The organism is Nonomuraea diastatica (assembly GCF_004349015.1).
Taxonomy (GTDB): domain Bacteria; phylum Actinomycetota; class Actinomycetes; order Streptosporangiales; family Streptosporangiaceae; genus Nonomuraea; species Nonomuraea diastatica.
On record NZ_SMKP01000011.1, the window covers coordinates 1 to 24428 of the forward strand.

General features: G+C 72.3%; 25 protein-coding genes. 16 read left to right on the plus strand and 9 right to left on the minus strand.

What is annotated here, in order from left to right; translation table 11 throughout:
- Positions 1-501: hemerythrin domain-containing protein (locus E1294_RS05570; RefSeq protein WP_132505178.1), on the plus strand; the 501-nt coding region annotated here is incomplete at its 5' end.
- Here E1294_RS05570 and E1294_RS05575 read toward each other — a convergent pair.
- The gene (locus tag E1294_RS05575; protein WP_132505181.1) at positions 425-1684 is read right to left on the minus strand and encodes an MFS transporter; all 1260 of its coding nucleotides are present in this window, start codon (positions 1682-1684) and stop codon (positions 425-427) included. The genes E1294_RS05570 and E1294_RS05575 overlap by 77 nt on opposite strands.
- Before the next feature lie 80 nt (positions 1685-1764).
- On the opposite strand from E1294_RS05575, the gene E1294_RS05580 reads away from it, so the two are divergent.
- From E1294_RS05580 to E1294_RS05605, 6 genes are all read left to right on the plus strand, one after another.
- Complete coding sequence (locus E1294_RS05580) at positions 1765-2136, plus strand: MerR family transcriptional regulator (protein WP_132505184.1); 372 nt, start codon at positions 1765-1767, stop codon at positions 2134-2136.
- A gap of 28 nt (positions 2137-2164) precedes the next feature.
- Positions 2165-2782 carry a GNAT family N-acetyltransferase gene (locus E1294_RS05585; protein WP_132505187.1) on the plus strand — a complete coding sequence of 206 codons (618 nt, stop codon included), beginning with the start codon at positions 2165-2167 and terminating at the stop codon, positions 2780-2782.
- Between the two features lie 52 nt (positions 2783-2834).
- On the plus strand, positions 2835-3473 hold the full coding sequence (locus tag E1294_RS05590; protein ID WP_132505190.1) for a class I SAM-dependent methyltransferase: 639 nt from the start codon (positions 2835-2837) through the stop codon (positions 3471-3473).
- Positions 3474-3591: 118 nt separating this feature from the next.
- Positions 3592-3858, plus strand: coding sequence for a hypothetical protein (locus E1294_RS05595; protein WP_132505193.1), 267 nt, complete (start codon positions 3592-3594; stop codon positions 3856-3858).
- 101 nt (positions 3859-3959) lie between these two features.
- On the plus strand, positions 3960-4802 hold the full coding sequence (locus tag E1294_RS05600) for an LLM class flavin-dependent oxidoreductase (protein ID WP_132505196.1): 843 nt from the start codon (positions 3960-3962) through the stop codon (positions 4800-4802).
- Positions 4803-4848: 46 nt separating this feature from the next.
- A complete protein-coding gene (locus tag E1294_RS05605; RefSeq protein ID WP_132505199.1) occupies positions 4849-5628 on the plus strand; it encodes a TetR/AcrR family transcriptional regulator C-terminal domain-containing protein in 780 nt (259 codons plus the stop codon).
- A 21-nt stretch (positions 5629-5649) separates the two neighbouring features.
- Here the strand turns inward: E1294_RS05605 and E1294_RS05610 are convergent, their stop codons facing one another.
- Genes E1294_RS05610 through E1294_RS05625 form a run of 4 tightly spaced genes read right to left on the minus strand, consistent with a single transcriptional unit; the run spans position 5650 to position 7799 of the window.
- Positions 5650-6012 carry a DUF4180 domain-containing protein gene (locus E1294_RS05610; protein WP_132505202.1) on the minus strand — a complete coding sequence of 121 codons (363 nt, stop codon included), beginning with the start codon at positions 6010-6012 and terminating at the stop codon, positions 5650-5652.
- A 48-nt stretch (positions 6013-6060) separates the two neighbouring features.
- On the minus strand, positions 6061-6462 hold the full coding sequence (locus tag E1294_RS05615; RefSeq protein WP_132505205.1) for a helix-turn-helix domain-containing protein: 402 nt from the start codon (positions 6460-6462) through the stop codon (positions 6061-6063).
- A gap of 52 nt (positions 6463-6514) precedes the next feature.
- A complete protein-coding gene (locus E1294_RS05620) occupies positions 6515-7393 on the minus strand; it encodes a TIGR03560 family F420-dependent LLM class oxidoreductase (protein WP_132505208.1) in 879 nt (292 codons plus the stop codon).
- 10 nt (positions 7394-7403) lie between these two features.
- Positions 7404-7799 (minus strand): nuclear transport factor 2 family protein, encoded by a 396-nt coding sequence (locus E1294_RS05625; protein WP_165977107.1) that lies wholly within the window; start codon positions 7797-7799, stop codon positions 7404-7406.
- Between the two features lie 87 nt (positions 7800-7886).
- On the opposite strand from E1294_RS05625, the gene E1294_RS05630 reads away from it, so the two are divergent.
- Together E1294_RS05630 and E1294_RS05635 are read left to right on the plus strand one after the other, a co-directional pair.
- Positions 7887-8534: a TetR family transcriptional regulator gene (locus tag E1294_RS05630; protein WP_132505214.1), complete on the plus strand. Its 648-nt coding sequence runs from the start codon at positions 7887-7889 to the stop codon at positions 8532-8534.
- A gap of 203 nt (positions 8535-8737) precedes the next feature.
- Positions 8738-10138, plus strand: a complete 1401-nt coding sequence (locus E1294_RS05635; protein ID WP_132505217.1) for an erythromycin esterase family protein — start codon at positions 8738-8740, stop codon at positions 10136-10138.
- A gap of 100 nt (positions 10139-10238) precedes the next feature.
- Here the strand turns inward: E1294_RS05635 and E1294_RS05640 are convergent, their stop codons facing one another.
- A complete protein-coding gene (locus tag E1294_RS05640) occupies positions 10239-11582 on the minus strand; it encodes a 6-phospho-beta-glucosidase (protein ID WP_132505220.1) in 1344 nt (447 codons plus the stop codon).
- Positions 11583-11592: 10 nt separating this feature from the next.
- The gene (locus E1294_RS05645) at positions 11593-12345 is read right to left on the minus strand and encodes a DeoR/GlpR family DNA-binding transcription regulator (RefSeq protein WP_132505223.1); all 753 of its coding nucleotides are present in this window, start codon (positions 12343-12345) and stop codon (positions 11593-11595) included.
- A gap of 132 nt (positions 12346-12477) precedes the next feature.
- Here E1294_RS05645 and E1294_RS05650 point away from each other — a divergent pair, with 132 nt between their 5' ends.
- From E1294_RS05650 to E1294_RS05670, 5 genes are read left to right on the plus strand one after another with little or no spacing between them, the layout of a single operon-like run.
- Positions 12478-13704, plus strand: a complete 1227-nt coding sequence (locus tag E1294_RS05650; RefSeq protein WP_132505226.1) for a carbohydrate kinase family protein — start codon at positions 12478-12480, stop codon at positions 13702-13704.
- Between the two features lie 4 nt (positions 13705-13708).
- A complete protein-coding gene (locus E1294_RS05655; protein WP_132505229.1) occupies positions 13709-15106 on the plus strand; it encodes an extracellular solute-binding protein in 1398 nt (465 codons plus the stop codon).
- Positions 15103-15999, plus strand: coding sequence for a carbohydrate ABC transporter permease (locus E1294_RS05660; RefSeq protein ID WP_132505232.1), 897 nt, complete (start codon positions 15103-15105; stop codon positions 15997-15999). The genes E1294_RS05655 and E1294_RS05660 overlap by 4 nt, the downstream gene beginning before the upstream one ends.
- Positions 15996-16796, plus strand: a complete 801-nt coding sequence (locus tag E1294_RS05665) for a carbohydrate ABC transporter permease (protein WP_132505235.1) — start codon at positions 15996-15998, stop codon at positions 16794-16796. Before E1294_RS05660 ends, E1294_RS05665 begins: the two co-directional genes overlap by 4 nt.
- Positions 16797-16811: 15 nt before the next feature.
- Complete coding sequence (locus E1294_RS05670; RefSeq protein WP_132505238.1) at positions 16812-19565, plus strand: sugar-binding protein; 2754 nt, start codon at positions 16812-16814, stop codon at positions 19563-19565.
- A 113-nt stretch (positions 19566-19678) separates the two neighbouring features.
- Here the strand turns inward: E1294_RS05670 and E1294_RS05675 are convergent, their stop codons facing one another.
- Entirely contained in the window at positions 19679-21628 is a 1950-nt protein-coding gene (locus tag E1294_RS05675; protein WP_132505241.1) for an aconitate hydratase, read from the minus strand.
- Positions 21629-21827: 199 nt separating this feature from the next.
- Here E1294_RS05675 and E1294_RS54335 point away from each other — a divergent pair, with 199 nt between their 5' ends.
- Positions 21828-22121, plus strand: a complete 294-nt coding sequence (locus tag E1294_RS54335) for a nitroreductase family protein (protein WP_246082838.1) — start codon at positions 21828-21830, stop codon at positions 22119-22121.
- A gap of 310 nt (positions 22122-22431) precedes the next feature.
- Positions 22432-23247 carry a class I SAM-dependent methyltransferase gene (locus E1294_RS05685; protein ID WP_132505244.1) on the plus strand — a complete coding sequence of 272 codons (816 nt, stop codon included), beginning with the start codon at positions 22432-22434 and terminating at the stop codon, positions 23245-23247.
- 109 nt (positions 23248-23356) lie between these two features.
- Here E1294_RS05685 and E1294_RS05690 read toward each other — a convergent pair whose 3' ends face one another.
- Entirely contained in the window at positions 23357-24319 is a 963-nt protein-coding gene (locus tag E1294_RS05690; protein ID WP_132505247.1) for a threonine ammonia-lyase, read from the minus strand.
- Positions 24320-24428: the final 109 nt, after the last annotated feature.

The window sequence follows — 24428 nt, forward strand, 5'->3', positions numbered from 1 at the left end:
GCCCACTCCGGGAGCCACACCCCGCGCCACCAGTCAGACGGGCGGCACCTCGTCGAGGTCCACGACCACCTGCGCGCCGAGCTCGCCCAGCTGCGCGACCTGGTCGACCGGGTCGCCGCGGGGACCCTCGACGCCGGCTCCGCCCGCTCGAAGATCAGCACCCTCACCATGCGCCAGAACAACTGGACCCTGGGCGCCTACTGCGAGTCCTACTGCCGGCTCCTCACCCTGCACCACTCGGCCGAGGACACCGCGCTCTTCCCCCGCCTGCGTCACGCGGAGCCCGGCCTCGTCCCCGTGCTCGACCGCCTGGAGGAGGAGCACCACGCCATCCACAAGATCATCGAGCGGATCGACCGCGCCCTCGTCGCCTTCGTCGCCGAACCGGGCGGCCTCGGCGACCTGCGTGCCGCCGTGGACCTGCTCACCGACAGCCTGATGTCCCACCTGTCGTACGAGGAACGCGAACTCGTCGAGCCCCTGTCCAGGCACGGTCTCTAGCGGCCCGGCGGCCGGGGAACGCGTGCCGGCGCGCCGCGACCACGATCGCCAGGGCGACCGCCACCAGCGGCAGGGCCGTCCACGGCAGCGCGCCCGCGCCGGCGCCCTCCAGCACCAGCCCGCCGGCCAGCGACCCGCCCGCGATGCCGGCGTTGTACACCGTGGTCTGCATGGAGGTGGCCACGTCGGCGTTCTCCTGGCCTGACGCGTTCACCAGCGCCGTCTGCAGCAACGTCGGCACGCCTCCGAAGGCCGCGCCCCACTGCGCCACCGCCATCAGGGAGACCGGCCCCCCGAGCGCGCCCAGCGCGACCATCGCCCCCGCCATCGCGGCCAGCACCACCACGAGCGTCACGCGCAGGGCCCGGTCGATGACCGCGCCCACCACCCAGATGCCCGCGACCGTCCCCACGCCGAACACCAGCAGCACCACACTCGCCCGCCCGGCCCCGGTCAGCGCGGCGAGCGGCGCCAGGTACGTGTACACCGCCTGGTGCCCCACCAGCACCAGCACCGTCACCCCCAGCACCGTCACGACCCCGGGAACGGCGGCGACCCGCCGCAACGGCACGCGTCCTGCCGCCGTCTCGCCGGGGAAGCCGGGAACCGTGGCCAGCACCCACCCCACCAGGACGACCGCCGCGACGGCGAGCGCGCCGAACGCGGCCCGCCAGCCGAACATCCCGGCCAGCGCCGCGCCCGCCGGGATGCCCGCGCACAACGCCACCGTGATCCCGGCGGAGACGATCGCGATCGCCCGCCCCCGCCGCTCGGGCGGCACCATCCGCGCCGCGTAACCGACCAGCATCGCCCACAGGATCCCGCCCATCGTCCCGGCCAGCACCCGGGCCCCGAACGTCACCGTGTAGGATGAGGACAGCGCGGTCGCCGCGTTGCAGGCGGCGAACCCCACCAGCGTCCCCACCAGCACCGGCCGCCGGGCGAAGCGCCGCAGCAGCGCCGTCAGCGGGATCGCCGCCAGGAACGACGCCACCGCGTACGCCGTCACCAGGAACCCGGCCCGCCCCTCCGGCACCTCCAGCGCCGCTCCGATCTGCGGCAGCATCCCGGCGGGCAGCAGCTCCGTCATCACTGCCGTGAACGCCGCCGCGAACAACGCCAGCAGTCCCGGCCACGGCATTCTTCCGGCGCGCTCCGCGCCGTCGTGCACCTCATCAGCCATGATGACTAGGCTGAAACCTTCACATCGGTGTGAAGGCAATTCCCGGCCAGGAACATCCCGCCCACCAACCGAGGTCCGCCATGAGAATCGGGGAGCTCTCCCAGCGCACCGGCGTCCACACGCGCATGCTGCGCTACTACGAGGAGCAGGACCTCCTCCACCCGGAACGCGCGGGCAACGGCTATCGCGACTACCCGCCCTCGGCCGTCCGCCGGGTCCAGCAGATCCGCGGCCTGCTGGACTCGGGGCTGACGACGGAGATCATCCGCCGCATCCTCCCGTTCCTCGACGGACCCGGCAAGATCCACCTGCACCCGAAATGCCTCACGCCCGAACTCGCCGGCCTCCTGGAGGCCGAGGCGGCCCGCATCCAGCAGCGCATCGACTGCCTCACCCGCAACCGCGACGCCATCCACGCCTACCTGGCCGCCGTACGCGACCTGCGGACATGACCCCGCCATCCCCTTTACGATGTAGATCATGGAATCGCTGACGGAACTGCTCGCGGAGGTGCAGCACGGCCGGCCGCCCGCGGCGGACGGCGGCGTGACGATCGTGCCCCAGCCGTCACCCCGCGACGCCGGCGTGATCGCCTTCACCGCGCACACGGTGGTCTTCACCGATCTCGACCCGGGCTGGGTCCGTGACCGGCTCCCGGCGGACGACCTGTCCGCGCCGCTCTGCCCGCCGTTCCTGCAGGCCATGGCGGGGAGAACGGGCCGGCGGATCGGCAACGTCGACCTGCTGGGCATGGCCCCGCCCCTCGGCGGCCCTCCGCCCGTACCACTGAGCGAGGTCACCGGCAGCGACCACCCCCGGGTGGCGCGGGCCCGCAGGTTCCGCGACGCCGTACGCGTGTGGACCGGCCAGGGCGGCCTGCTCGCCGTGGGACGCGGAGTGGCCGGACGGTGGGAGATCGCCGTCGAGGTCGAGCCGGGACGCCGCGGCCGCGGAGCGGGACGGACGCTGGCCACGTGCGCCAGGCACCTCGTCCCCGAGCCGGTGTGGACGCAGGTCGCGCCGGGAAACGCGGCCGCCGTCCGGGCGTTCCTCGCGGCGGGATACCAGCCCGTGGGGGCGGAGGTTCTGCTTGCCTGACCGCCGGCGGGGCAGGCTGATGACGTGCCGACCGAGCAGGGAGGTGACCGGCATGGGCCAGGGAAAGCTCCTGCGCCACCACCACGAGCATTCCGGCACCATCGACCATCCACGCGCCTACGAGTTGTTCTCCCGCCTCGGCTACGCGGGGCGCAGGCGGCTGGTGTTCACGCAGCTGGCCGCGCTGGCCGGCGCCGGACCCGGTGACCGGGTGCTGGACGTGGGCTGCGGCACCGGCTTCCTCACCCGCCGCCTGGCGCCGCTGGTGGCACCCGGAGGCCGGGTCATCGGCGTGGACCCGTCGCCGCGGATGATCGCCTACGCCCGCCACCGCGCCCCGGCGAACTGCGTCTACCTGGTGGGTGAGGGGCAGGCGCTGGACCTGCCCGGCGGGCCGTTCGACGTGGTGGTCTCCAGCCTGGCCGTGCACCACATCCCGGCCGGGGCGCGGGAGACCGCCGTCCGGGAGATGTTCCGCGTGCTGCGTCCTGGCGGGAGGCTGCTGATCGCGGAGCTCCGCCCGCCGCGGCGGGCGCTCGCGCGCCGGCTGACCGGCCTGGTGAGCGGGCACGCCCTGGAGCCCGACCCCAGGGAGACGCCGGCCGCCCTGGTGCCGGCGGCCGGGTTCCGTGTGCAGGCCGAAGGCGACCTGTGGCCACTGCTCTGCTATCTGCGAGCGGTCAAGCCCTAGGACGGCACCGGGGCCCGCGACACCCTGTTGATCAAAAGAGGGCGTGGCGCTTCCTGCCCTCACAAGATCGCTACGTATAGTGATAGCCGATGGCACTTCGTGATTACAGGGGGAGATCATGAGAAGTACCCTCATCGCCACCGGCGGTGCACTGGCCGCAGCGGCCGTGGTGTTCGGGGCCGGCGCAGCCGCCGCCGACTCCAGCCGGCACCCGCGCCACTGTGACCTCGCGGTGAACGAAGACTCAACCTACCACCACGTGACGGACCACGGAAGGTTCGCCGGCACCCGCGACGCCAAGGTCTGCGCCCCTGGCCACGACCACGGGCGCGGCAACCCGCACTGGAACCGTCGCAGCTGGGTGTTCGACTGGCTCACCCGCTGACATCCCGCGACCCGCCTGGTCCCGGCCCCCGCCACACGGGTGCCGGGACCACGGCTTCTCCGCCGCGTCTCATGGTCGTCCGCATTCGGTAGCCTGGCCCGGTGCGACTTGGCGTGAACGTTCCCAACTTCGGCCCCGGCACCGACCCCGGCATCCTGCGGCGGTGGGCGCAGACCGCCGAAGGGCTGGGGTTCGACCTGCTGATGGTGTCCGACCACGTGGTGATCACCCCCGACGTGGCGCGGAAATATCCGGCGCCCTTCTACGAGCCCTTCACCACCCTGGCCTGGCTCGCCGGGTGCACCAGCCGCATCGCCCTCGGCACGACCGTGCTGATCGTCCCCTACCGGCATCCGCTGCTCGTGGCCCGCATGGCGGCCAACCTCAACGACCTCAGCGGCGGGCGGCTGGTGCTGGGCGTCGGGGTCGGGTGGGCGCGGCAGGAGTTCGAGGCGCTCGGCGTGGCGCACGAGCGGCGCGGCCGGCTGACCGACGAGCATCTCGCGGCGATCCGCGCCGCCTGGGCCGGCGAGCACGACTACCGCTCCGGCGGCATACCGATCTGGGTGGGCGGCAACAGCGACGCGGCGCTGCGCAGGGCGGCACGGTTCGGCGAGGCCTGGCACCCGCTCAGGAACACCCTGTCCTCCCTTCGGGAGACATGGCCGCGGCTGAAAGACCTCGCCGCCGCGCAGGGGCGGCCGGCGCCCGACCTGGCGCCCAGGATTCTGCTGCGGATCACCGCGTCGCCCGTCACGGGCCCCGACCGGCTCGCGGGCGAGGGCACGATCGAGCAGATCACCGACGACCTCGAGCAACTGCGCCTGCTCGGCGCGGAGACCGTCGTCCTCGACCCCTTCTCCGGCGACCCGGACGAGACGCTCCACCCGGAGGCGGCCTGGGAGATGATCGCCGCGGTGGCCGCCCGCAGAGGCGCCCGCTGATAGCCTTTATGACGTAAAGAGTTTTTACCGCGTGGGGAGTTCCGCGTTGGTCGTCTTCGCCGGGCAGGGTGACGCGCGCCGCTCGATGGCACTGCTGTGGCGCACGGGAGGGCCGGGCGAGGTGCGGCCAGGCCCCAAGCCGGGGCTGAGCGTCGACGCGATCGTCGATGCCGCCATCGCCGTGGCCGACAGCGAGGGCATGGCGGCGCTGTCCATGCGCAGGGTCGGCGAGCGGCTGGGCCGCACCGGAATGGCCCTCTACACCTACGTGCCGAGCAAGGGCGAGCTGGTCGACCTGATGTACGACCGGGCCCTCGCGGAGTTGCCCACCGAGCACGACCTGAGCGGTGGGTGGCGGGCGGCCGTCACGTCGTGGGCCGAGCACGTGCTGGCGTTCTACCTGCGGCATCCGTGGGTGCTGCAGGTGTCGCAGGCGCGGCCGGTGCTGGGGCCCCACGAGTTCGCGATGCTGGAGGGCCTGGTCCGGACCCTGCGCGAGACCGGCCTGCGACCGCGCCGGCTGCGGGGGGTCGTGGCGCTGCTGTCCGACTTCGTCCGAGGTGCGGCGAGGACGGTCTCCGAGTCGCGGCAGGCGCCGTCGGCGACCGGGGTGTCCGACGAGGAGTGGTGGCAGGCCCGCTCGTCGCTGCTGGAGGAGGTGGCGCCCGGGTTCGCCGCCCGGTTCCCCATGGTGACGTGGGTGGAGTCGGAGGACGACGAGCCCGCGACGGACGAGCCCTACCTGCAACGCCGGGTCGGCGAGACGTTCGCCGTCGGCCTGGCCGTGCTCCTCGACGGCATCGAGGCGGCCGTGAAGTCCGGCTGAGCCCCGGCGTCTCGGCGCGGGTCAGCGCGGGTCGGCGGAGTGATCGCGGCCCGACCGCCGTTCCGCCAGCTCGTCGAGGTCGCGTACGAACCAGATGTGCTCGCCCCGGTTCGACTCGGTCACCCACGCCTCCAGCGCGGAGCCGGGAGGGGCGTGACGGGAGACGTCGCCGACCACCGCCAGGCCGATCCGGTAGTTGACGAACTTCTGCGCGAACTCTCCGGCGACGCCGCTGCGCAGGACGAAGAAGTCGTCGTGCAGGCGCTCCACGGGGACGGCCACCCAGGTGGCCTGCCGCCCCCAGGCCTCGCCGATCAGGTCGAGCGCGTCGCGCGCCTCGCGGAGGGGTTCGCCGTGCGGGTCGCAGACGTAGGGGTCGGGCATGGCAGTCTCCACAACGTTGGTGATCCGGGTCGGCGGCGGCCGGGGAGGTCAGTCCCGCACCAGGGCGTCGACCATCCGCAGGACCTGGGCGGTCTCCTCGAGCCCGCCCAGCACGATGATCTTCAGGTGGGAGCGCTCCTCGTCGTGGACGAACTCCACGCGCAGCCCGCGCGGCTCACCCGCCAGGGCCCCCAGGACCATCGTGCTGACACGATCCATGTCGCCCCTGGCGATGCCGTCGATCTGCACGATGCTCGACACCTCGGCGCGGCGCGCGGGAGCGGGCGTGGCGACCGGCCGGCCGGTGAACGCCGCCAGGTCCTCCTTGGCGATGCGGTACTGCTTGCCGATCCGCACGGCGGGCAGCCGTCCGTCACGCACGTAGGTACGCACGGTCTTGACGTGCAGCCCCAGCTGGGCCGCCACCTGCTCCACGGTGTAATGCTCCATAACACTCCCTATTATGGCGCACGCAAGGGAGTGATAGGGACGTTCAGGACGTTCAGGAGGAATTGAGGTCGTGCAGTGCCGGAATGGCGGCGGCGAGCACGGCCAGCTTGGCGGCGCTCCACGGGCCGGTCGTCACGACGATCATGTGGTCGATCCCGAGCTCGGCCGCCGCGGCGCACCGCCTGACGAAGGCGTCCGCGGACTCCCCGTCCTCGAAACGGGTGCCCATCGTCTTCTCGATCTCCTCGTACGGCCTGCCGACGTCCGCGCAGTGCCGGGCCAGGACGTCCAGCTTCCGCCTGACCAGTCCTCCGCCGTCGGGAATGTCGAAGACGTTGCACGCGTCGCCGTACTCGGCCACGAGCCGCAGGGTCCTGCGCTCCCCGGTGCCGCCGATCAGGATCGGCGGGCGGCGTACCGGGCGCGGGCTCGCGACCGGGTGCTCCAGCCGGTAGTGGCTCCCTTCGTAAGGGGACTCGTCGCCGGCCCACATGCGGGCGGCGATGCGCAGGGTCTCCTCCAGGCGTTCGAAGCGCTCCTTCACCGGCGGCAGCGGCAGGTCGAGGGCCGCCGCCTCGGCCTCGTGGTAGCCGGCGCCCACACCGAGCCAGGCCCGGCCGCCGGTGAGGACGTCGAGCGTGGTGACGGCCTTGACCAGCAGGGCCGGTGGGCGGAAGGTCACGGCGCTCACCATGGCGCCGACGCGTACGCGCTCGGTCAGCGCGGCGACGAACCCGAGCGTCGTGTACGCCTCGTACATCTCGCTCTCGTGCGGAGCCGCGTGCGGGTCGGCCTGGAGGAGATGGTCGGGCACCCACAGGGTGTCGAAGCCGCCGTCGTCGGCGGCGCGCGCCAGGCGCGGCAGCTCCCCGCGCAGGGCCGCCGGGCCGCCCGGCCAGGAGTAGTTGGTCACGCTGAAGCTGAGCCGCATGATCGCACCCTCATTCCGCGGCCGGCGGCGGGCCGGCGGGGGCCTGCAGCGGCCCGAGGTGGACGCTGGCGACGAGCCAGCGATCGGCCGGACGGACGGCGGCGAGCGTGAGCCGGAACCGACCGGAGTTGTCCCATTCCCCGAAGCTGGTCTCCTGCGCGTCCACGCCGACGACGACCGCCGCGGCGCCGTGCTCGTGCACCTGCGGATCCTCTACCTTGAACGCGCTGTTGACCAGGCCGTTACCGAAGCGGGCCAGCCACTGCTCGCGGGTCAGCACGAACCCGAGCGGGCCCACGCCCACGAAGTCGTCGGCGAGCAGCGAGGCGAGGAGGGCGGGATCGTTCGCCTCCTCCGCCGCGGCCCACCGGTTCACCAAATCGAGCACGTCCTGTGCGGCGCTCATCGCCACCTCCATAATTCGTAGGGTAACCTTGAATATAGAGCAGCTCTGCGTTTTTTGCTACGCTACCGCATGACGAAACGAGGTGCGATGGGGCTTCGGGAGCTCAAGAAGGAGCAGACGCGGCGGCTGCTCATGGAGACGGCCTGGCGGCTGTTCGCCGACCGCGGCTTCGACCAGGTACGGGTCACCGAGATCGCGCGGGAGGCGCAGGTTTCCGAGGCGACCGTCTTCAAGTACTTTCCGGCCAAGGAGGATCTGTTCTACTCCGGCCTCGACGATTTCGGCGGGCGGCTGGTCACGGCCGTCGCCGAGCGCCCTGCCGGGGAGCCGGCGCTGTCCGCCTGCCGCCGCTTCCTCCTCGACGCGAACGGCGGCCTGCTCGCCCAGATCGAGGACGGCGACCAGGAGGCGCTCGACCGGTTGCGCACGGTCAACCGCGTCATCTCGGCCAGCCCCACCCTGCAGGCACGCGAAGAGCAGTCCTTCGCCCGATGCACCGCGGCCCTGGCGGAGCTGCTGGCCACCGAGGCAGGCGCCCCTCCCGGCGACCCGGCCGCCGCCGCGGCGGCGCACGCGCTCGTCGGCGTGCACCGCACGCTGGTCGCCCGCGTCCGTCGCCGGATCACCGCCGATGACACCCCGCGGACGCTCCGCGCCGACGTGGAGGAGACGAGCGCCCGCGCCTTCGCCGTCCTGGAGCGAGGGCTGAGCGACTACGCCGTCAAACCGGCCTGACGGACTCCGCCTCTCGGACTACGAGCGTGTACGCGGGACACGCGGAAACACCCCGATCGCGGCGGCCCCCCTACACCCGGCGACGTAACACGCACGCCTCTCCACGGCCGACGCGGAAAGGGGCCTTTCGCCAGCAGGGTTGACGCGTGGCACGAACGACACCTCGCGGCCGGGCGGCGGCGGGGCCCAGGGAGGAGACACGCATGCGACACCCTCACACACACCCGCGATGGCCGTGGAAGACGTTCACACTGGTGGCGACGGGAACGACCGTGATCACCGTGGTCGCGGCCCCCGCAACGCGCGCCGCGGCACACGCCGGAGCGCACGTCCCAGCACACGCCGCCGTATCCAGCGCAGCGCACGCCGCTGTGCACGGCTCGGCCGTGACCGGCTGGCTCCGGCGGCACGCCGCGCCCCTCGCCGGCATCGACCCCGCGGCCCCGCTGACCGACCTGGCCGCGCTCCGTCCCATGCTGGGCGATGCGTCCGTCGTCGGGCTGGGCGAGTCGACCCACGGGGCGGCCGAGGAGACCAGGCTCAAGCACCGTACGCTGCGCTACCTGGTCGAGGAGCTGGGTTTCCGCTCCATCGCCTGGGAGGAGGACTGGACGGTGGGCCTGGAGGTCGACGACTACCTGCGCACCGGCAAGGGCGACGTGAACACGCTGGTGCGGAAGATGGCCCGCACGTGGCGGACACGGGAGGTGGCCGACGTGCTGGGCTGGCTGCGCGCGTACAACGCCACCCACGACGAGCAGGTGCGGTTCGTCGGCGTTGAGTGCTTCGCCACCGGGCCCCGGGCCTACGACGCCGTCACCCGGTACGTCGCCGAGACCGCCCCCGGCCGGAAGGCCGAGCTGGCGCGCCACATGAGGAAGATCCGGCCAGACACGGCCGACATGGGCGCCTACGTCCAGTGGTACTACGGGGTGAAGGACAAGAAGCCCTACATCCGGCACGCGCGCCAGGCGTACGAGCTGGTCAGGAAGGTGCCCCACGACGACGGCGACCGCGCGTACGAGCTGGCCCTGCAGCACGCCCGTCAGATCGTCTCCTTCTACGAGTACTTCGACCAGAAGAACGTCTACCAGTACCGCGACGCGCGGGCGGCCGAGAACCTGCGCTGGTGGCGCGACCGTACCGGCGACAGGATCGCCTACTGGGCGGCCTCGCCGCACACCGCCAAGGCGGCCGGCGTGACCGTGCACGCGCCCGGCGGGCCGCCCCTGCGCTTTGACGGCGCCGGGTCACTCCTGCGGCGCTGGTACGGCAGGAAGTACCGCTCCATCGGGTTCACCTTCACCCGGGGCACCCTCGCAGGCGCCGACGGAAGGCCGGCCCGGGTGCCCGCGCCGCCGCGCGACTGGGCCGACGCGCCGTTCGGCGCGGTGCGGCACGCCCAGTACGCCGTCGACCTCCAGGCGTCGCGGGCGCCCGACGCGGTGCGCGCATGGTTGCGGACGCCGGCCAAGATGCGCTGCGTGGCCGCGTACGACCCGGCCGAGCCCGAGGGCCATTACATGAGCGGAAGCTCGCCGGCCGGCTGGTTCGACGTGATCGTCCATCGTCAGGAGATCAGCCCGCCCCATCCGATCGCCTGACATGTCGCCGGGCCGGGGTGCGGCGTCCGCATCCTGCCCAGACGGACGGTGGCGTCGGCGGCGTCCCGAACGGCCGGCCCGCATCGCGGGCACGCACGGATCAGGGGCGGGAGAAGACCGCGTCCAGCTCGGGGATGCGGGCCCGGTAGCCGTCGAGCAGTTCGCGGGCCACCGCCTCCGAGTCGACCAGCGGATGCAGCGCGAACGCCGCCGCCGCCAGCCGCGGCGACCCCGACAGCGCCGCCTCGATGACCGTCTGCTCCACCGCCTTCACCTGCTGGACCAGGCCGAGGAAACGGCCGGGGAGCGGGCCGGCGGCCAGCGGCCGCGCTCCCCCGCCGCCCACCGTGCACGGGATCTCCACGACCGCCTCGGCGGGCAGCCCGGGCACCGCGCCGCTGTTGCGCACGTTGAGGATCATGGTGGACGGCTCCCCGCGCGCGATGGCGGCCATGAGGGCGAGCGCGATGCCTTCATAGCCGCCCGCCTCCAGGTCGGCGTCGTCACGCTCCCCGGCCGCGGCCACGTCGCGGGCCTCGGCCATGTACGACTCGTCGCGCTCCCTGCGCGCCCTCTCCCACACGGCCAGCGCGTCGCCCGGCCGGGCCCGCACGGCCGCGTAGAAGTCGTCCTGCTGCCCCAGCAGGGTCTCGCCGCGGGTGCGGCCGGAGATCGCGGCGACCGACTCGCGGGTGAAGTAGTAGTAGTAGAGATATTCGTTGGGGATCGCGCCCAGCGTGCGCACCCAGTCGGCGCCGAAGACGCGGGCCTCCTCCACCTGCCGCAGCGCCGCGTCGTCGGCGAGCAGGCGGGGCAGGACGTCCTCGCCCTGGTGGGTCAGGCCGCACAGCCAGCCGAGGTGGTTGAGCCCCACATATCGGGGCGACACGCGTGCCGGGGCGAGCCCGAGCGCGGCGGCGGCCCGGCGCACCAGCCCGATCGGCGAGTCGCAGATGCCGATCACGCGGTCGCCGAGCACCTGGCGCATGGCCTCGGTGATCATGCCGGCGGGGTTGGTGAAGTTGATGACCCAGGCCTGGGGGGCGAGGGCGGCCACCCGTTCGGCCACCCGCACCGCGACCGGGACGGTGCGCAGGCCGAAGGCGATGCCGCCTGGGCCGGTCGTCTCCTGGCCGAGCAGGCCCAGGTCCAGCGCGACCCGTTCGTCGGCGACGCGGCCCGCCAGCCCGCCGACACGGATGGCGGAGAAGACGAAGTCCGCGTCGCGCAGCGCGGTGTCCAGGTCGGTGGTGACGCGCACCTCGGGCGGGTCGTCGTGTCCGGCGGCCTGGGAGCGCAGCACGTGCAGGACGGCCTCAAGCCGCTCGGCGGACACGTCGTGGAGCACCACCTCCTCCACGCGCGGCTTGGCGGCGTCGCGCAGGAGCGCGCCATAGACGAGCGGGACCCTGAAGCCTCCGCCGCCGAGGACGGCCAGTCTCATCCGCACCCCTTCATGTGAGAAGCACCTGGGCTCCCGCGGCGGCGCAGGCGCGCAGCGTCGGCTCGTCGGCGCCCTCGTTCGTGACGATCACGTCGATGTCCTCGGGCCCGCACACCCGCAGGGCGCCGGTGCCGGGGAACTTGTGCCGGTCGACGAGCAGCACCACCTGCTCGGCCGCCGCGATCATGGCGCGCTTCAGCGGGACCTCGGCCAGCGTGGTGTCGACGAGCTGCCCGTCGGGACGCACGCCGCTGGCCCCCAGGAACACCCGGTCGGCGACGACCTGGCTCAGCGCCGCCTCGGTGAGCACCCCGACCAGCGAGTGGTATGTCCTGCGCACCATGCCGCCGAGCAGCAGCAGCTCGACCGCGGAATCGGAGCGGAGCGCGTCGAGCACGGCCAGGCTGGAGGTGACCACCGTGACCCGCCGGCCGCGCAGCCGCCGGGCCAGCCGCATCGTCGTGGTGCCGATGTCGAGCAGCAGCACCTCGCCGTCGGCGACGAGCTGCGCGGCCCGGGCGGCCACGGCCTCCTTGTCCTGCTCGTCGACCGCGGCCACCTCGGAGAAGGGCCGGTCGTCGTCGGCGTCGGCAAGGGCGCCACCGCGGACCCGCCTGAGCGTGCCGTCGCGGTCGAGCACCTCGAGGTCCCTGCGGATGGTGGACGGGCTCACGCCGAGCTGGCTGGCGAGATCGCGGACGCTGGTCGCGCCGGAGAGCCGGACCCTTCGCATGATCTCGGCATGCCTGAGGCGCTGAAGCACGCCGCGAGTCTATCAGTCAAATTCGCGCAAGAGTAAGCAACACTGAGCAAGTAGACCTGGCAAAGCACTTGAAGTACGCGAGCAAACATGCAAGATTGCGCACAATCGGAGTGTCGAGGAGGCCCCATCCCCGTGTCTGCCCAGGCGTACGACCCTCTCGCCGATGAGCGCACCCCGGAGGGTCCGCAGTTCGACGTGTTCCTGGCGGGCACCGTCTTCCTCGACATCGTCTTCACCGGCCTGCCCGCCATGCCCGCCGCGGGCACCGAGATCTGGGCCGAGGGGATGGGCTCGTGCCCCGGCGGCATCGCCAACCTGGCCATCGCGACCAGCCGGCTGGGCCTGCGCACCTCGCTGGCCGCCGCGTTCGGCGACGACGACTACGGCGACTTCTGCTGGCGCACGCTCGAGGAGCAGGAGGCGGTCGACCTGTCCAGGTCGCGGCGCTTCGAGCACTGGCACTCCCCGGTGACGGTCTCCATGGCGGTCGACCGCGACCGCAGCATGGTGACGCACGGCCACCCCGCCCCCATGGCGAGCGCCGAGATGATCGGCTCCCCGCCCCGGTCCCGGGCGGTGATCGTGACGCTCTCCCCCGACGAGCCGCTCGGCTCGCCCGGCAGCTCGAGCAACTGGGCCGAGCCGGCCCACCAGAACGGCGCCCTCATCTTCGCGGACGTCGGCTGGGACCCGTCGGGCTCCTGGCCGACGTCGATGCTCGATCAGCTGTCCTTCTGCCACGCGTTCATGCCCAACGCGATCGAGGCGATGGCCTACACCGGCGCCGACACCCCGCGCGACGCGCTCTACGTGATCGCCGACAAGGTCCCCCTCGCGGTGGTGACCGACGGGGCCAACGGCGCCATGGCCATCGACTCCACGACGGGCGAGGAGGCGTTCGTCCCCGCACCACGGGTGACGGCGCTCGATCCCACCGGCGCGGGCGACGTCTTCGGCGCCGGGCTCGTGCTCGGCACGCTGTGCCGCTGGCCGCTCGCCGACCGGCTGGCCTTCGCGCAGGTCTGCGCGGGGCTCGCGGTGCAGCAGTTCGGCGGCTCGCTGGCCGCCCCCGGCTGGGGCGACATCGCCGACTGGTGGCACGAGGTGCGCGCGGCGGCCGACCGCAGCGGCGCCTACGGCAGCTCGCTGGCCCGCCGCTACGCCTTCCTCGACCGGCTGGTGCCCACCGTCCCGGTGGGCGCGGTCCGCCGCGCGGCGGCCACCATCGCCCGCTACGCCGACGTGGGCATGCCGCCCGGAACGACGGGTACGCAGCCGCACAAGACCCCCCATGAGGCGTCCGACGGCCCCGGCGACGAGGGCCCGGCCACGTCTCGCGTGCCTGCGCAGAAGGAGTAACACCATGATCGCCCCGACGCGAGAAGGCCGGAGCACGAGATCGCCGGTTTCCAGGACGCTCGCCGCGCTCGCGGCGGCGGCCCTGGCCCTCACGGCGTGCGCGCCCGGCTCCTCGGCCCCGCCGGCGGCCACCCCCTCGCAGCCGAGCGCGTCGGCGGTCCGCACCGACGCCGCGACCCTCGGCGACGTCACTCTCACGGTCTGGGACCAGGAGGTACGCGGCGGGCAGGCGGCCCAGATGAAACAGCTCAACGCCGCGTTCGAGGCGAAATACCCCAACATCAAGCTCAACCGGGTGTCCCGCTCCTTCGACGACCTCAACACCACCCTGCGCCTGGCGCTCAGCGGCAACGAGCCGCCCGACGTCGTGGAGGCCAACAACGGCCGGCCCTCGATGGGCGCGTTCGTCAAGGCCGGCCAGCTGCTGCCGCTGGACGCCTACGCCGAGGCGTACGGGTGGAAGGAGCGCTATCCGGAGTCGGTGCTGCGCTACTCGCGCTACAGCGCCGACGGCAAGCTGTTCGGCGAGGGCAACCTGTACGGCCTGCCGCAGGTCGGTGAGGTCGTCGGCATCTTCTACAACGCCGCCAAGCTCACCGAGCTGGGCCTGGAGCCGCCGAAGACCTGGGAGGAGTTCCAGGCGGCGCTGGGCGAGGCCAAGGCCGCCGGCGAGGTGCCGATGCAGCTGGGCAACCTCGACAAGTGGCCCGCCGTGCACGTGTTCGGCACCGTGCAGAGCCGCGAGGTGCCCGCCGACCAGATCCGCACGCTGGCCTTCGGCCGCAAGGGCGCCTCGTGGAACACCCCCGAGAACACCAGGGCCGCCCAGCAGCTCGTCGACTGGGTCGGAAAGGGCTACTTCTCCAAGGGCTTCAACGGGCAGGGCTACGACCCGGCGTGGCAGGCGTTCGGCAAGGGCGAGGGCGTCTTCATGATCGCCGGCACGTGGCTCCTCGCCGACCTGCAGAAGAAGCTGGGCGACGACGTCGGCTTCATCCTGCCGCCGGGCGCCACGGCCGGCGCCGCGCCCCTCGCGACCGGAGGCACCGGCCTGCCGTTCGCCATCACGGCCAAGAGCCCGCATCCTGACGCGGCGGCGGCGTACATCGACTTCATCACCAGCGCCGACGCGATGAAGGTGCTCACCGACACCGGCAACCTGCCCGTCGCCGACACGGCCGCGCAGAAGGTGCCCGAGGGCCCGCAGCAGGACGTCTTCACCGCGTTCGGCACGGTGACCGCGGAGAACGGGCTGGTCCCCTACCTCGACTACGCCACCCCGACGTTCGCCGACACGCTGGGTGCGGCGCTGCAGGACCTGCTGGCCGGGAAGGCGAGCCCTCAGGAGTTCCTGGCCACGCTGGAGAAGGACTACAAGACCTTCGCTGAGAGCAACGGGTGACCCAGCGGACGGACGCGGCCCGGTCTCCGGGGGAGCCGCGCCGCGTCGCCTATCTCTACCTGCTCCCGGCGTTCGTGATCTACGCGACGTTCCTGCTCTACCCGATCGGCCGCGCGGTCCACCTGTCGTTCTTCGACTGGGACGGGCTGTCGCTCGGCCGCTGGGCCGGCCTGGACAACTACGTGGCGATCGTCGCCGACGAGGGGCTGCGGGCCGCCTTCGGGCACGCCCTGGTGCTCATCGTGTTCTACGCGGTCGTGCCGCTGGCCATCGGGCTGGCGCTGGCGGCGATACTCCACCACGCCAAGGTCCGCGGGCTCGGGTTCTTCCGCACCGTGGTGTTCCTGCCGCAGGTGATCGCCATGGTCGTCGTGGCCGTCGCCTGGCGGCGCATCTACGCCCCCGACGGCACGCTCAACGGCCTGCTCGGCGCGCTCGGGCTCGACTCGCTGACGCGGGGCTGGCTGGGCGACCACACGTTCGCACTGCCCGCGGTCGGGGTGGTCGGAACGTGGTTCGAGACAGGGCTGGTGACCGTGCTGCTGCTGGCCGGGATGAGCCGCATCCCCGGCGAGCTGTACGAGGCGGCGCGGCTCGACGGCGCCGGGGCCGTCAAGGAGTTCTTCGCCGTCACGCTGCCGTCGGTGCGCGGGGAGATCGCGGTGGCGCTGACGCTGACCGTGATCGCCGCGCTGCGCACGTTCGACCTGGTGTACGTCACCACGCGCGGCGGGCCCGGCGACTCCACGGCCGTGCCGTCGTACGAGGTCTACCACCGGGCCTTCGGGCTCAGCCAGGTCGGCTCCGCGGCGGCCATCGGCGTGACGCTCACCGTCGTGATCTTCGCCATCTCGTTCGGCATCAACAAATTCGCGGACAGGAGCACCACGTGATCTCGCGCCGGGAGCGGGTGGCCAACTACGTCATCCTGTCGGCGTTCGCCGCGTTCGCGCTCTTCCCCATCGTGACGATCCTGTCAGCCGCGCTCGGCCCCGCCGACAGCGGTGGCACGGCCGGGCTCGGCAACTTCGCCGCGGCCTGGGAGATCGGGCACTTCGGCACCTACCTGCGCAGCAGCCTGCTGGTGTCGGGGTTCGTCGTGGTCGTGAGCGTGGTTCTGTCGATCATGAGCGGGTACGCGTTCGGCACCATGCGCTTTCGCGGCCAGTCGGCGCTGTTCTACCTGTTCCTCGTCGGGATCATGATGCCGAGCGAGGCCATCGCGGTCCCGCTCTACTTCGACCTGCGCACGCTCGGCCTGATCGACACGTTCTGGTCGGTGACGCTGCCGCAGGTCGCGCTGTCGGTGGCGTTCGGCACGTTCTGGATGCGGGCGTACTTCCGGGCGTCCAACCGGGCGATCGTCGAGGCGGCGCGCATCGACGGCGCGTCGAGCTGGCGCATCCTGTGGCGGGTGCTGCTGCCGCCGGCCCGTCCCGCCGTCGTCACCCTGACCCTCCTGGTCTTCATGTGGACCTGGAACGAGTTCCTCATCCCGCTGATCATGGTGACCAGCGAGTCGTTGCGGACCGCGCCGCTGGGTCTGGCCTTCTTCCAGGGCCAGTACACCTCCGGCTTCACCCTCCTCGCGGCCGGCTCGGTGATCGTGGCGACGCCGGTCGTGATCTTCTACCTGTTCCTCCAGCGCCATTTCGTCCGCGGGCTGCTCCAAGGGGCGGTCCGCGAGTAGTCATCCGGAGGTTCCATGCGTCCAACAGCCGTGGGTCGGCCGGCCGTGGCGGCGGCCGTCGTGCTCGCCGTCCTGTCCGCCGTTCTGCCCACTGTTCTGTCCACTGGGCCCGCCGTCGCCGCCGCCCCCTCCCCCGTGGACCTCGACGCGTTGTTCGTCGGTGCCCACCCCGACGACGAGGCCTTCAGCCTGTCGACACTCGGGCAGTGGAACGAGGAACACGGCGTGCGCACCGGCGTCGTCACCGTGACCAGGGGCGAGGGCGGCGGCAACGCGGTCGGGCCCGAGGAGGGCCCGGCGCTCGGCCTGCTGCGCGAGGCGGAGGAGCGCACGGCCGTGGGCAAGGCGGGCGTGCGCGAGGTGTTCAACCTCGACGACGTCGACTTCTTCTACACCGTGAGCGCCCCGCTCACGGACCAGGTGTGGGGCGGCGACACGCTGGAGAAGGTCGTCAGGACCGTCCGCAGCACCAGGCCCGAGATCCTGCTGACCATGGATCCGGCTCCCACGCCCGGCAACCACGGCAACCACCAGCTGGCCGCGCGGCTGGCCGTGGAGGCGTTCTACGCGGCGGCCGACCCCAAGGCGTTCCCCGAGCAGATCAGCCGCGAGGGGTTGCGTCCCTTCGCGCCAGGCCGGCTGCTGACCGGCGGCGGGCGCGGCACCTCCCGGAACGGACCTGACTGCGCTTCGACGTTCCGGCCGGACAACCCGGCGCAGAACGTCTACGGCGTGTGGAGCGGGCGCGCCTCCGCGGCGCGGGGCGCCACGTGGGCCGCCATCGAGCGCGAGGCCCAGCGTACGTACGCCTCCCAGGGCTGGGCCGGCTTCCCCGACGTGCCGGCCGACCCCGCCCAGCTCGGGTGCGACTTCTTCACCCAGGTGGACGCGCGGGTGCCATTCCCCGAGCCGGGCACGGACGCGGCGGCGGCGCCCACGGCCATCCTCGACGGCGCCCTGACCAGGGCGGAGGGCACCGTGCCGCTCGGCACGCTGTTCGCCCTGCGGGCCGGCACGTTCGACGTGCGCCCCGGGACCGCGTTCACGGTCGAGATCACCGCGACCGCTCCCCCGCGCACGCCGCTGGGCCGCTCGTCCGTGGAGCTGCGCGTGCCGGACGGCTGGCGGGTCAGCGGGGCCGGCGCCCTCGGCAGGCTCGGCCCCGGGCGCACCGGCGAGGCGACGTTCACGGTGACGCCTCCCGAGGGCGGCGCGGGAGAGCGTGTCCGCCTCGCGGCCACGCTGACCACCGAGCGGGGCCGCGGCTACACCGACCGCCAGGTCGAGCTCAGCCCCTCCGTACGCGGTGAGCAGCAGCCGCTCCCCCAGGTCGCCCAGTTCGCCGCCTGGGTGGCCAAGGTGGGCGTGGCGCAGCTGCGCGGCCTGGTCACCCCGGTTCTCACGCTGCCGTCGGGCGGCTCCCGGCAGGTCGGCGTCGTGGTCACGAACCTGAGCGAGGCCACCCGGTCGGGCACCGTGCGCCTGGACCTCCCCGACGGCTTCACCGCCGATCGCGCCGAGGCCGCCTTCGACGACCTGGCGGCGGGCGAGTCGACGACCGTGCCGTTCACCGTCACCAACTCCGACCCGTCATTGAAGACCTCCAACGAGGGCGGCGACTACGCCTACACGATCACCACCAGCACACGCACCACCGCGACCGGCGAGGACGGCTCCAGCACGAGCAGGCCGGCGCTCGAACTCGTGCCCGCGGTCACCGTCTCGCGGGCCGCTTCCGCGCCGGCCGTCGACGGCGCCGAGGGCGACGGCGAGTACTCCGGCACCGCCCTCGACGTCTCCCGCAGGTGGGAGGGCGACGCCTGCTCGTCGGCGGCCGACTGCTCGGGCACGGCCAAGGTCGCCTGGCGCGACGACACGCTCTACCTCCTGGTCCACGTGAAGGACGACGTGCTGGGCACGCGGCTGCCCGCCTCCGACTGCAAGCGGCACTGGCGCACCGACTCCGTCGAGGTCACGCTCGATCCGCGTGGCGCGTCCGAGAACACCTCCACGACGTTCAAGGCCGCGGTGCTGCCGGTGACCACCGAGGGCCCGCCGTGCTTCCTGCGGGACGCCGACAACCACCAGGGGCCGGGCGAGGAGACCGCTCCGGGCATGCGGGTGGCCTCGTCGGCGCCCGAAGGGGAGTACACCGGCGAGTACACCGTGGAGATGTCCATCCCGATGGAGGTGCTGCCCGCCGCCGTCGATCCGGAGCACCTCGGGCTCAACATCCTGGTGTACGACTCCGACACCCAGGACAAGACCGGCCAGACCCGGATCGGCTGGTCGACGTGGGGCGGGGTGCAGGGCGACCCGTACCGGTGGGGTGTCGCGACGCTGCCTGGATACCAGCCGCCGGCGGACCGGCCGACCACCCCGGCCGACCCGGTGATCCCCGACACGGCCCTGTCCAGCCTGGACTCGCCGCAGTCGCTGGAGCAGGCGCTCCGCGTGCACGTGCCGCCGGCCGGCGGCGCCGCAGCCGAGCCGTCGCAGAGCGCCAAGGCCGTCTCCGCGACGCCCGCGAAGGCGGGCGGTGAGGGCGCGGTGAAGGTGCGGCTGCGGGCCGGCGCGGCGGGCAGGGCGCATCTGTTCGTCCGCGACGGCCAGGGCACGGCGGGCAGCCACGTCGTCACCGTGCCCGGCAAGGGGACGACGACGGTGACGGTCACGCTGGACCGGGCCCTGGGCGCCGGCCCGAAGGTCGTGGCCGGGTGGGAGGCCACCGGCGGCGGGACGGCCGTCTCGCAGGTGCCCGTGCGCTGAAGGAAAGGCGATCGACGGTTCGGCGCGATCGGTGTGGCCGCCCGCAGGTGGCGTCACCCGGCGGCTGGTGGCAGGAGGTTCTCCCTGGTGTCGTGTGAGGCGGGCGGCCGAGTTCACCTCCCGCGGAGCCAGGGAATCAGCCCGCCTGCCAGCAGCATCTCGATCTGGCGGGCAGACAGCCGGTGCCGGGTGGAGTACAGCTGGTCCCGGGTGGTGTTGCGCACCGTGATCCCGGTCTCGCTGGAGCCGATCGCGTGCCGCAGGCCGTCCATCACGAGAACGTCGCCCTGCCGGACGCGCCGGTAGTCGCCGGGGTCGGCGAACTCGAGCGCGAGCACGCCGAAGTTGGCCAGGTTCTGCCAGTGAATGCGCGCGAAGGACACGGCCAGCACGACGCGCAGGCCGAGATGGCGGGGGGCGATGGCCGCGTGTTCGCGCGAGGACCCCTGCCCGTAGTTGGCGCCGCCGACCACGACGTGCCCGCTGCCGTGGCAGGCGCGTGCCCGGCCGACGTAGCCCTCGTCGATCTGCGCGAACGTGAACTCGGCCAGCTTGGGGATGTTGCTGCGGTAGGGCAGCACCCGGGCTCCGGCGGGAAGGATCTCATCGGTGGACACGTCATCGCCGACCTTGAGCGCGACCGGCGCCTCCAGGCGGTCGGCCAGTGGCGGGAAGTCGGGCAGCGAGGAGATGTTCGCCCCCTTGACCAGCGCGGCCCGATCGGCGTGCGCCGCCGGCGGCGGTTCGAGCATGGCGGTGTTCACGCTGGACTCGGCCGGTAGCTCCACGTGCGGACAGTCGATGCCGAGCAGGTGCGGCAGGTCGCGCGGGTCGGTGATCTGGCCGGTGAGAGCGGCCGCTGCGGCGGTCTCGGGAGAGCAGAGGAAGACCGCGTCATCGAGGGTCCCCGACCGCCCGGGAAAGTTGCGCGGGACGGTGCGCAGGCTGTTGCCCCCGCCGGCCGGCGCCTGGCCCATGCCGATGCAGCCCATGCAGCCGGACTGGTGCAGCCGCGCACCCGCCGAGACCAGCGTGAACGTGTCACCCATCTTCGTGAGGTCCTGCAGGATCTGCCGTGAGCTCGGGTTGATGTCCAGCGACACCCTTGGATGCGCCTGCCGTCCGGAGACGATGGCGGCGACGATGGCGAAGTCGCGTAGTCCCGGGTTGGCCGACGAACCGACCACCACCTGGTCCACCGGCCGACCGGCCACCTCGCGCACCGCGACCACGTTCCCCGGCGAGCCGGGCAGCGCGATCAGCGGTTCGAGGGCCGACAGATCGATCTCTTCGGTGACGTCGTAGGCGGCGTCGGCATCAGCGAGGAGCTCGACGAAGTCGTGCTCGCGCCGCTCCGCCCGCATGAACTCCCGGACCCGGTCGTCGGACGGGAACACCGTGGTGGTCGCGCCGAGTTCGGCGCCCATGTTCGCGATCACATGCCGGTCCATCGCGGACAGGTGCGCCAGCCCTGGGCCGTGGTATTCGAGGATCCGGTTGACGCCGCCTTTGACGCCGTGCCGGCGGAGCATCTCCAGGATGACGTCCTTGGCGCTCACCCATGGGGGCAGGTCGCCGGTCAGCCGTACACCCCAGATCTCGGGCATACGCAGGTACATCGGTTCGCCGGCGATCGCCATCGCCACCTCGATACCGCCCACGCCGATGGCCAGCATCCCCAGCGAACCCGCCGCCGGAGTGTGGCTGTCAGAACCGACCAGCGTCTTGCCGGGGACACCGAAACGCTGCATGTGGGTCGGGTGGGAGACACCGTTGCCGGGCTTGGAGTACCACAGCCCGAACCGATGGCAGGCCGAGCGCAGGAAGGCGTGGTCCTCCGCGTTCTTGTTGTCGGTCTGCAGCAGGTTGTGGTCGACGTACTGCACCGACACCTCCGTGCGGGCCCGGTCCAGGTCGAGCGCTTCCAGTTCGAGCATCACCAGCGTTCCCGTCGCGTCCTGGGTGAGGGTCTGGTCGATCCGCAGGGCGATCTCCTCCCCCGCGGTCATGTCGCCGGCGACGAGGTGTGCTGCGATCAGTTTCTGCGCGACGTTGTGGCCCATGCTGCGCCTCCCGGCTCTGTGTGTCCGCTGGTGTCCAGAACCCCGCTCAAGGCCGCTCTCCCCTCCATGAGCCGACGCTACGCCGGTGGACGTCAAGGCGGGTTCAGGAGATTTCCACGGCGGTGGCGCCGCCGTCCCCTCAGCGCTCCCCGGCGAGGCGCTCGGCCTGGGCGCGGCCCACTTCGGCGGCCCTGCCACGGTGCTGGAGCGTGTCCTGGCCGCCGCGGCCTGGGCGCCCTCCGGATCCAACCTCCAGCCGTGGCACGCGTACGTGCTGACCTGCGAGCCGCTGGTGCCGAGCTCAAGAAGCGCGCAGGCGGGCCGCTTCCGCGAACCGGGACCGTTGCGGCGCGCCGGCCGCCCTGTTCTGCTCCGTCGACCGCGGCCTGGGCCTGCCGCAGTGGTCCGACGTCGGCATGTAACTGCAGACCGGGATGCTGCCGCTCCGCGCGGAAGGGCAGCGCAGTTGCCCACAGATGCGTGGTCGGTGTAGCGCAGGACCGTCGCGAAGATCGTGTCACCGCCGGACGATCTCATCCTGCTCTGCGGCGCGTCGATCGGGTTCGCGGACCTCTCGGTGAGTCATGCCCGTACGGGGCGGGCGCCCCTCGACGAGACGGTCATCCAGGCCCATGTTGTGACAGCGACGTTTACGCGGTCAGTGCGCCATCTGATTGCGGACATAGAGCCTGACTGTGCCGTGTGGGTGGCTTCCTGGCGGTGGAGCACCGCTGCGTCCGGGTTTCGGGAAACAGGAAAACCAAACGTCCAGTAACGCGACCAAAGATCGCTAGGCTGTGACGATGGACCGCGTGACCAACGTCCCCGAGAGTCCCGAACCATGGACACCTGACTGGGTTTCGACCACAACCCAGCCAGTAGATCCGTCGGCCCAGGCGAATGACTACGACAGCTTCGCCGAGGCGTACTCGGCGGAAACCGAGAACAGCCTCATTAACGCGTATGTCGCGCGGCCCGCGATCATGGCTCTTGCCGGAGACGTGACCGGCCGCCGGATCCTGGACGCCGGCTGCGGCTCAGGCCCCCTGTCCGCTGCGCTGTGCGAGCGCGGCGCCGTCGTCACCGGCATCGACTCCAGCGCCGGGATGCTGGCGGTGGCCAGGCGGCGGCTCGGTGACGACGCGGACCTGCACGTGGCCGACCTGCGTGATCCGCTGCCGTTCGCCGACGGCGCGTTCGACGACGTGGTCGCGTCGCTGGTGCTCCACTATCTGGAGGACTGGGGGCCGACGCTGGCCGAGATGCGGCGCGTGCTCAGGCCCGGCGGCCGGCTGATCGCGTCGGTGCATCACCCGTTCGTGGACTATCTGTTCCAGGATCCACGGCCCAGCTATCGCGCGACCACCAGCTACGCCGGCGCATGGACGTTCAACGGGCGGTCCTTCCCGATGACCTTCTGGCGCCGGCCGTTGCACGCGATGACCGATGCCTTCGCCGCCGCGGGTTTCCGCCTTGCCGTCATCGGCGAGCCGAAGACCGACCCGGCCGCCCGTGAGCTGTTCTCCGACGACTCCGACTTCCAGGACTTTTCGAGCAAACTCAGCTTCCTGTGCTTCGTCGTCGAGGTACCACCGTCGCCCGCGGGCCTGGACGGCTAGGTAAACCCCACGAGCCCCAGGGCTTCGGCTGGTGAGCGTGGTGAGGCGTTGTTGTTCCAACGCCGGTGCCTGCGGGTGACGGCTCATGTGTGAGGCGGTTCGCGGGGTTTTACGTGCGGACCCAGCGGTGGTAGGCGTCCAGGTCGACGTTGCCGCCGCAGACGATGGTGACCACGTGGCGTCCGGCGAACCGGTCACGGTCTTCCAGAACGGCGGCGACACCGAGGGCCGCCGAGGGCTCGACGACGAGCCCCGCGTGCTCCAGGAACATCCGCATGCCCGCGATGATCGACGCCTCCTGGACGAGGACGGCGTCGTCGGCCACCTCGAGGAGGTCGTCCAGGACCACGGGGATGGGGTACCGGCCGGCGACGCCGTCGGCGATGGTGTCGGTCGACTCGGTGGTGACGACCCGGCGCTCGTGCCACGAGCGGGTCATCGCGGGTGCGCCCAGGGGCTGCACGCAGATCACCTCAACCGCCGGCAGCAGGGTCTTCAGGACGTGGCCCACGCCGGTGGCCATCGCGCCGCCGCCCAAGGCGATCAGGACGGCGTCGAACGAGGGCGCCCCGCTCGCCAGTTCCAGGCCGATGGTCGCCGCGCCCTCGCAGGTCTCGATGTCCAGGCTGTCCTCGACCAATCGCACGCCGCGCCGTTGCGCGATGCTCGCCGCCCGCTCGCGGGCCGTTTCGAAGTCGCCTTCCACCAACTCCAGCTCGGCACCCAGGGCGCGGATCCGATCAAGCTTGGCAGCGGGCGCCCAGCGTGACGCCACCACCGTCACGTCGAGGCCGCGGCGGCGGCCCGACCAACCGAGCGCCTGGCCCAGGTTGCCGGCGCTGGCGCACACCACGGCCGCCCGGCCCTGGGCGATCAGCCGGCTCGCGACGAGTTCGGTGCCCCGCCCCTTGAAGCTGCGGACCGGGTTCGCCGTTTCCAGCTTGACGCTCATCGTGCAGCCAAGCCGGTGTCCCAGCGCGTCGCACTCGTACAGCGGCGTGTCCAGGAATTGCGGGTGGATCACCTGGCGGGCCGCGCGGATCCGGTCAAGGTCAAGACGCGTGTGGGGCACGACTGAGTCCATAGCCTCATATTTCATCACTTACTGCGCCCGTCCCGTCGGACCTCCCCCGCGCGCCGGGACGGGACCACCGCTCGCGAGGCAGCCGCCAGTTTCGCGA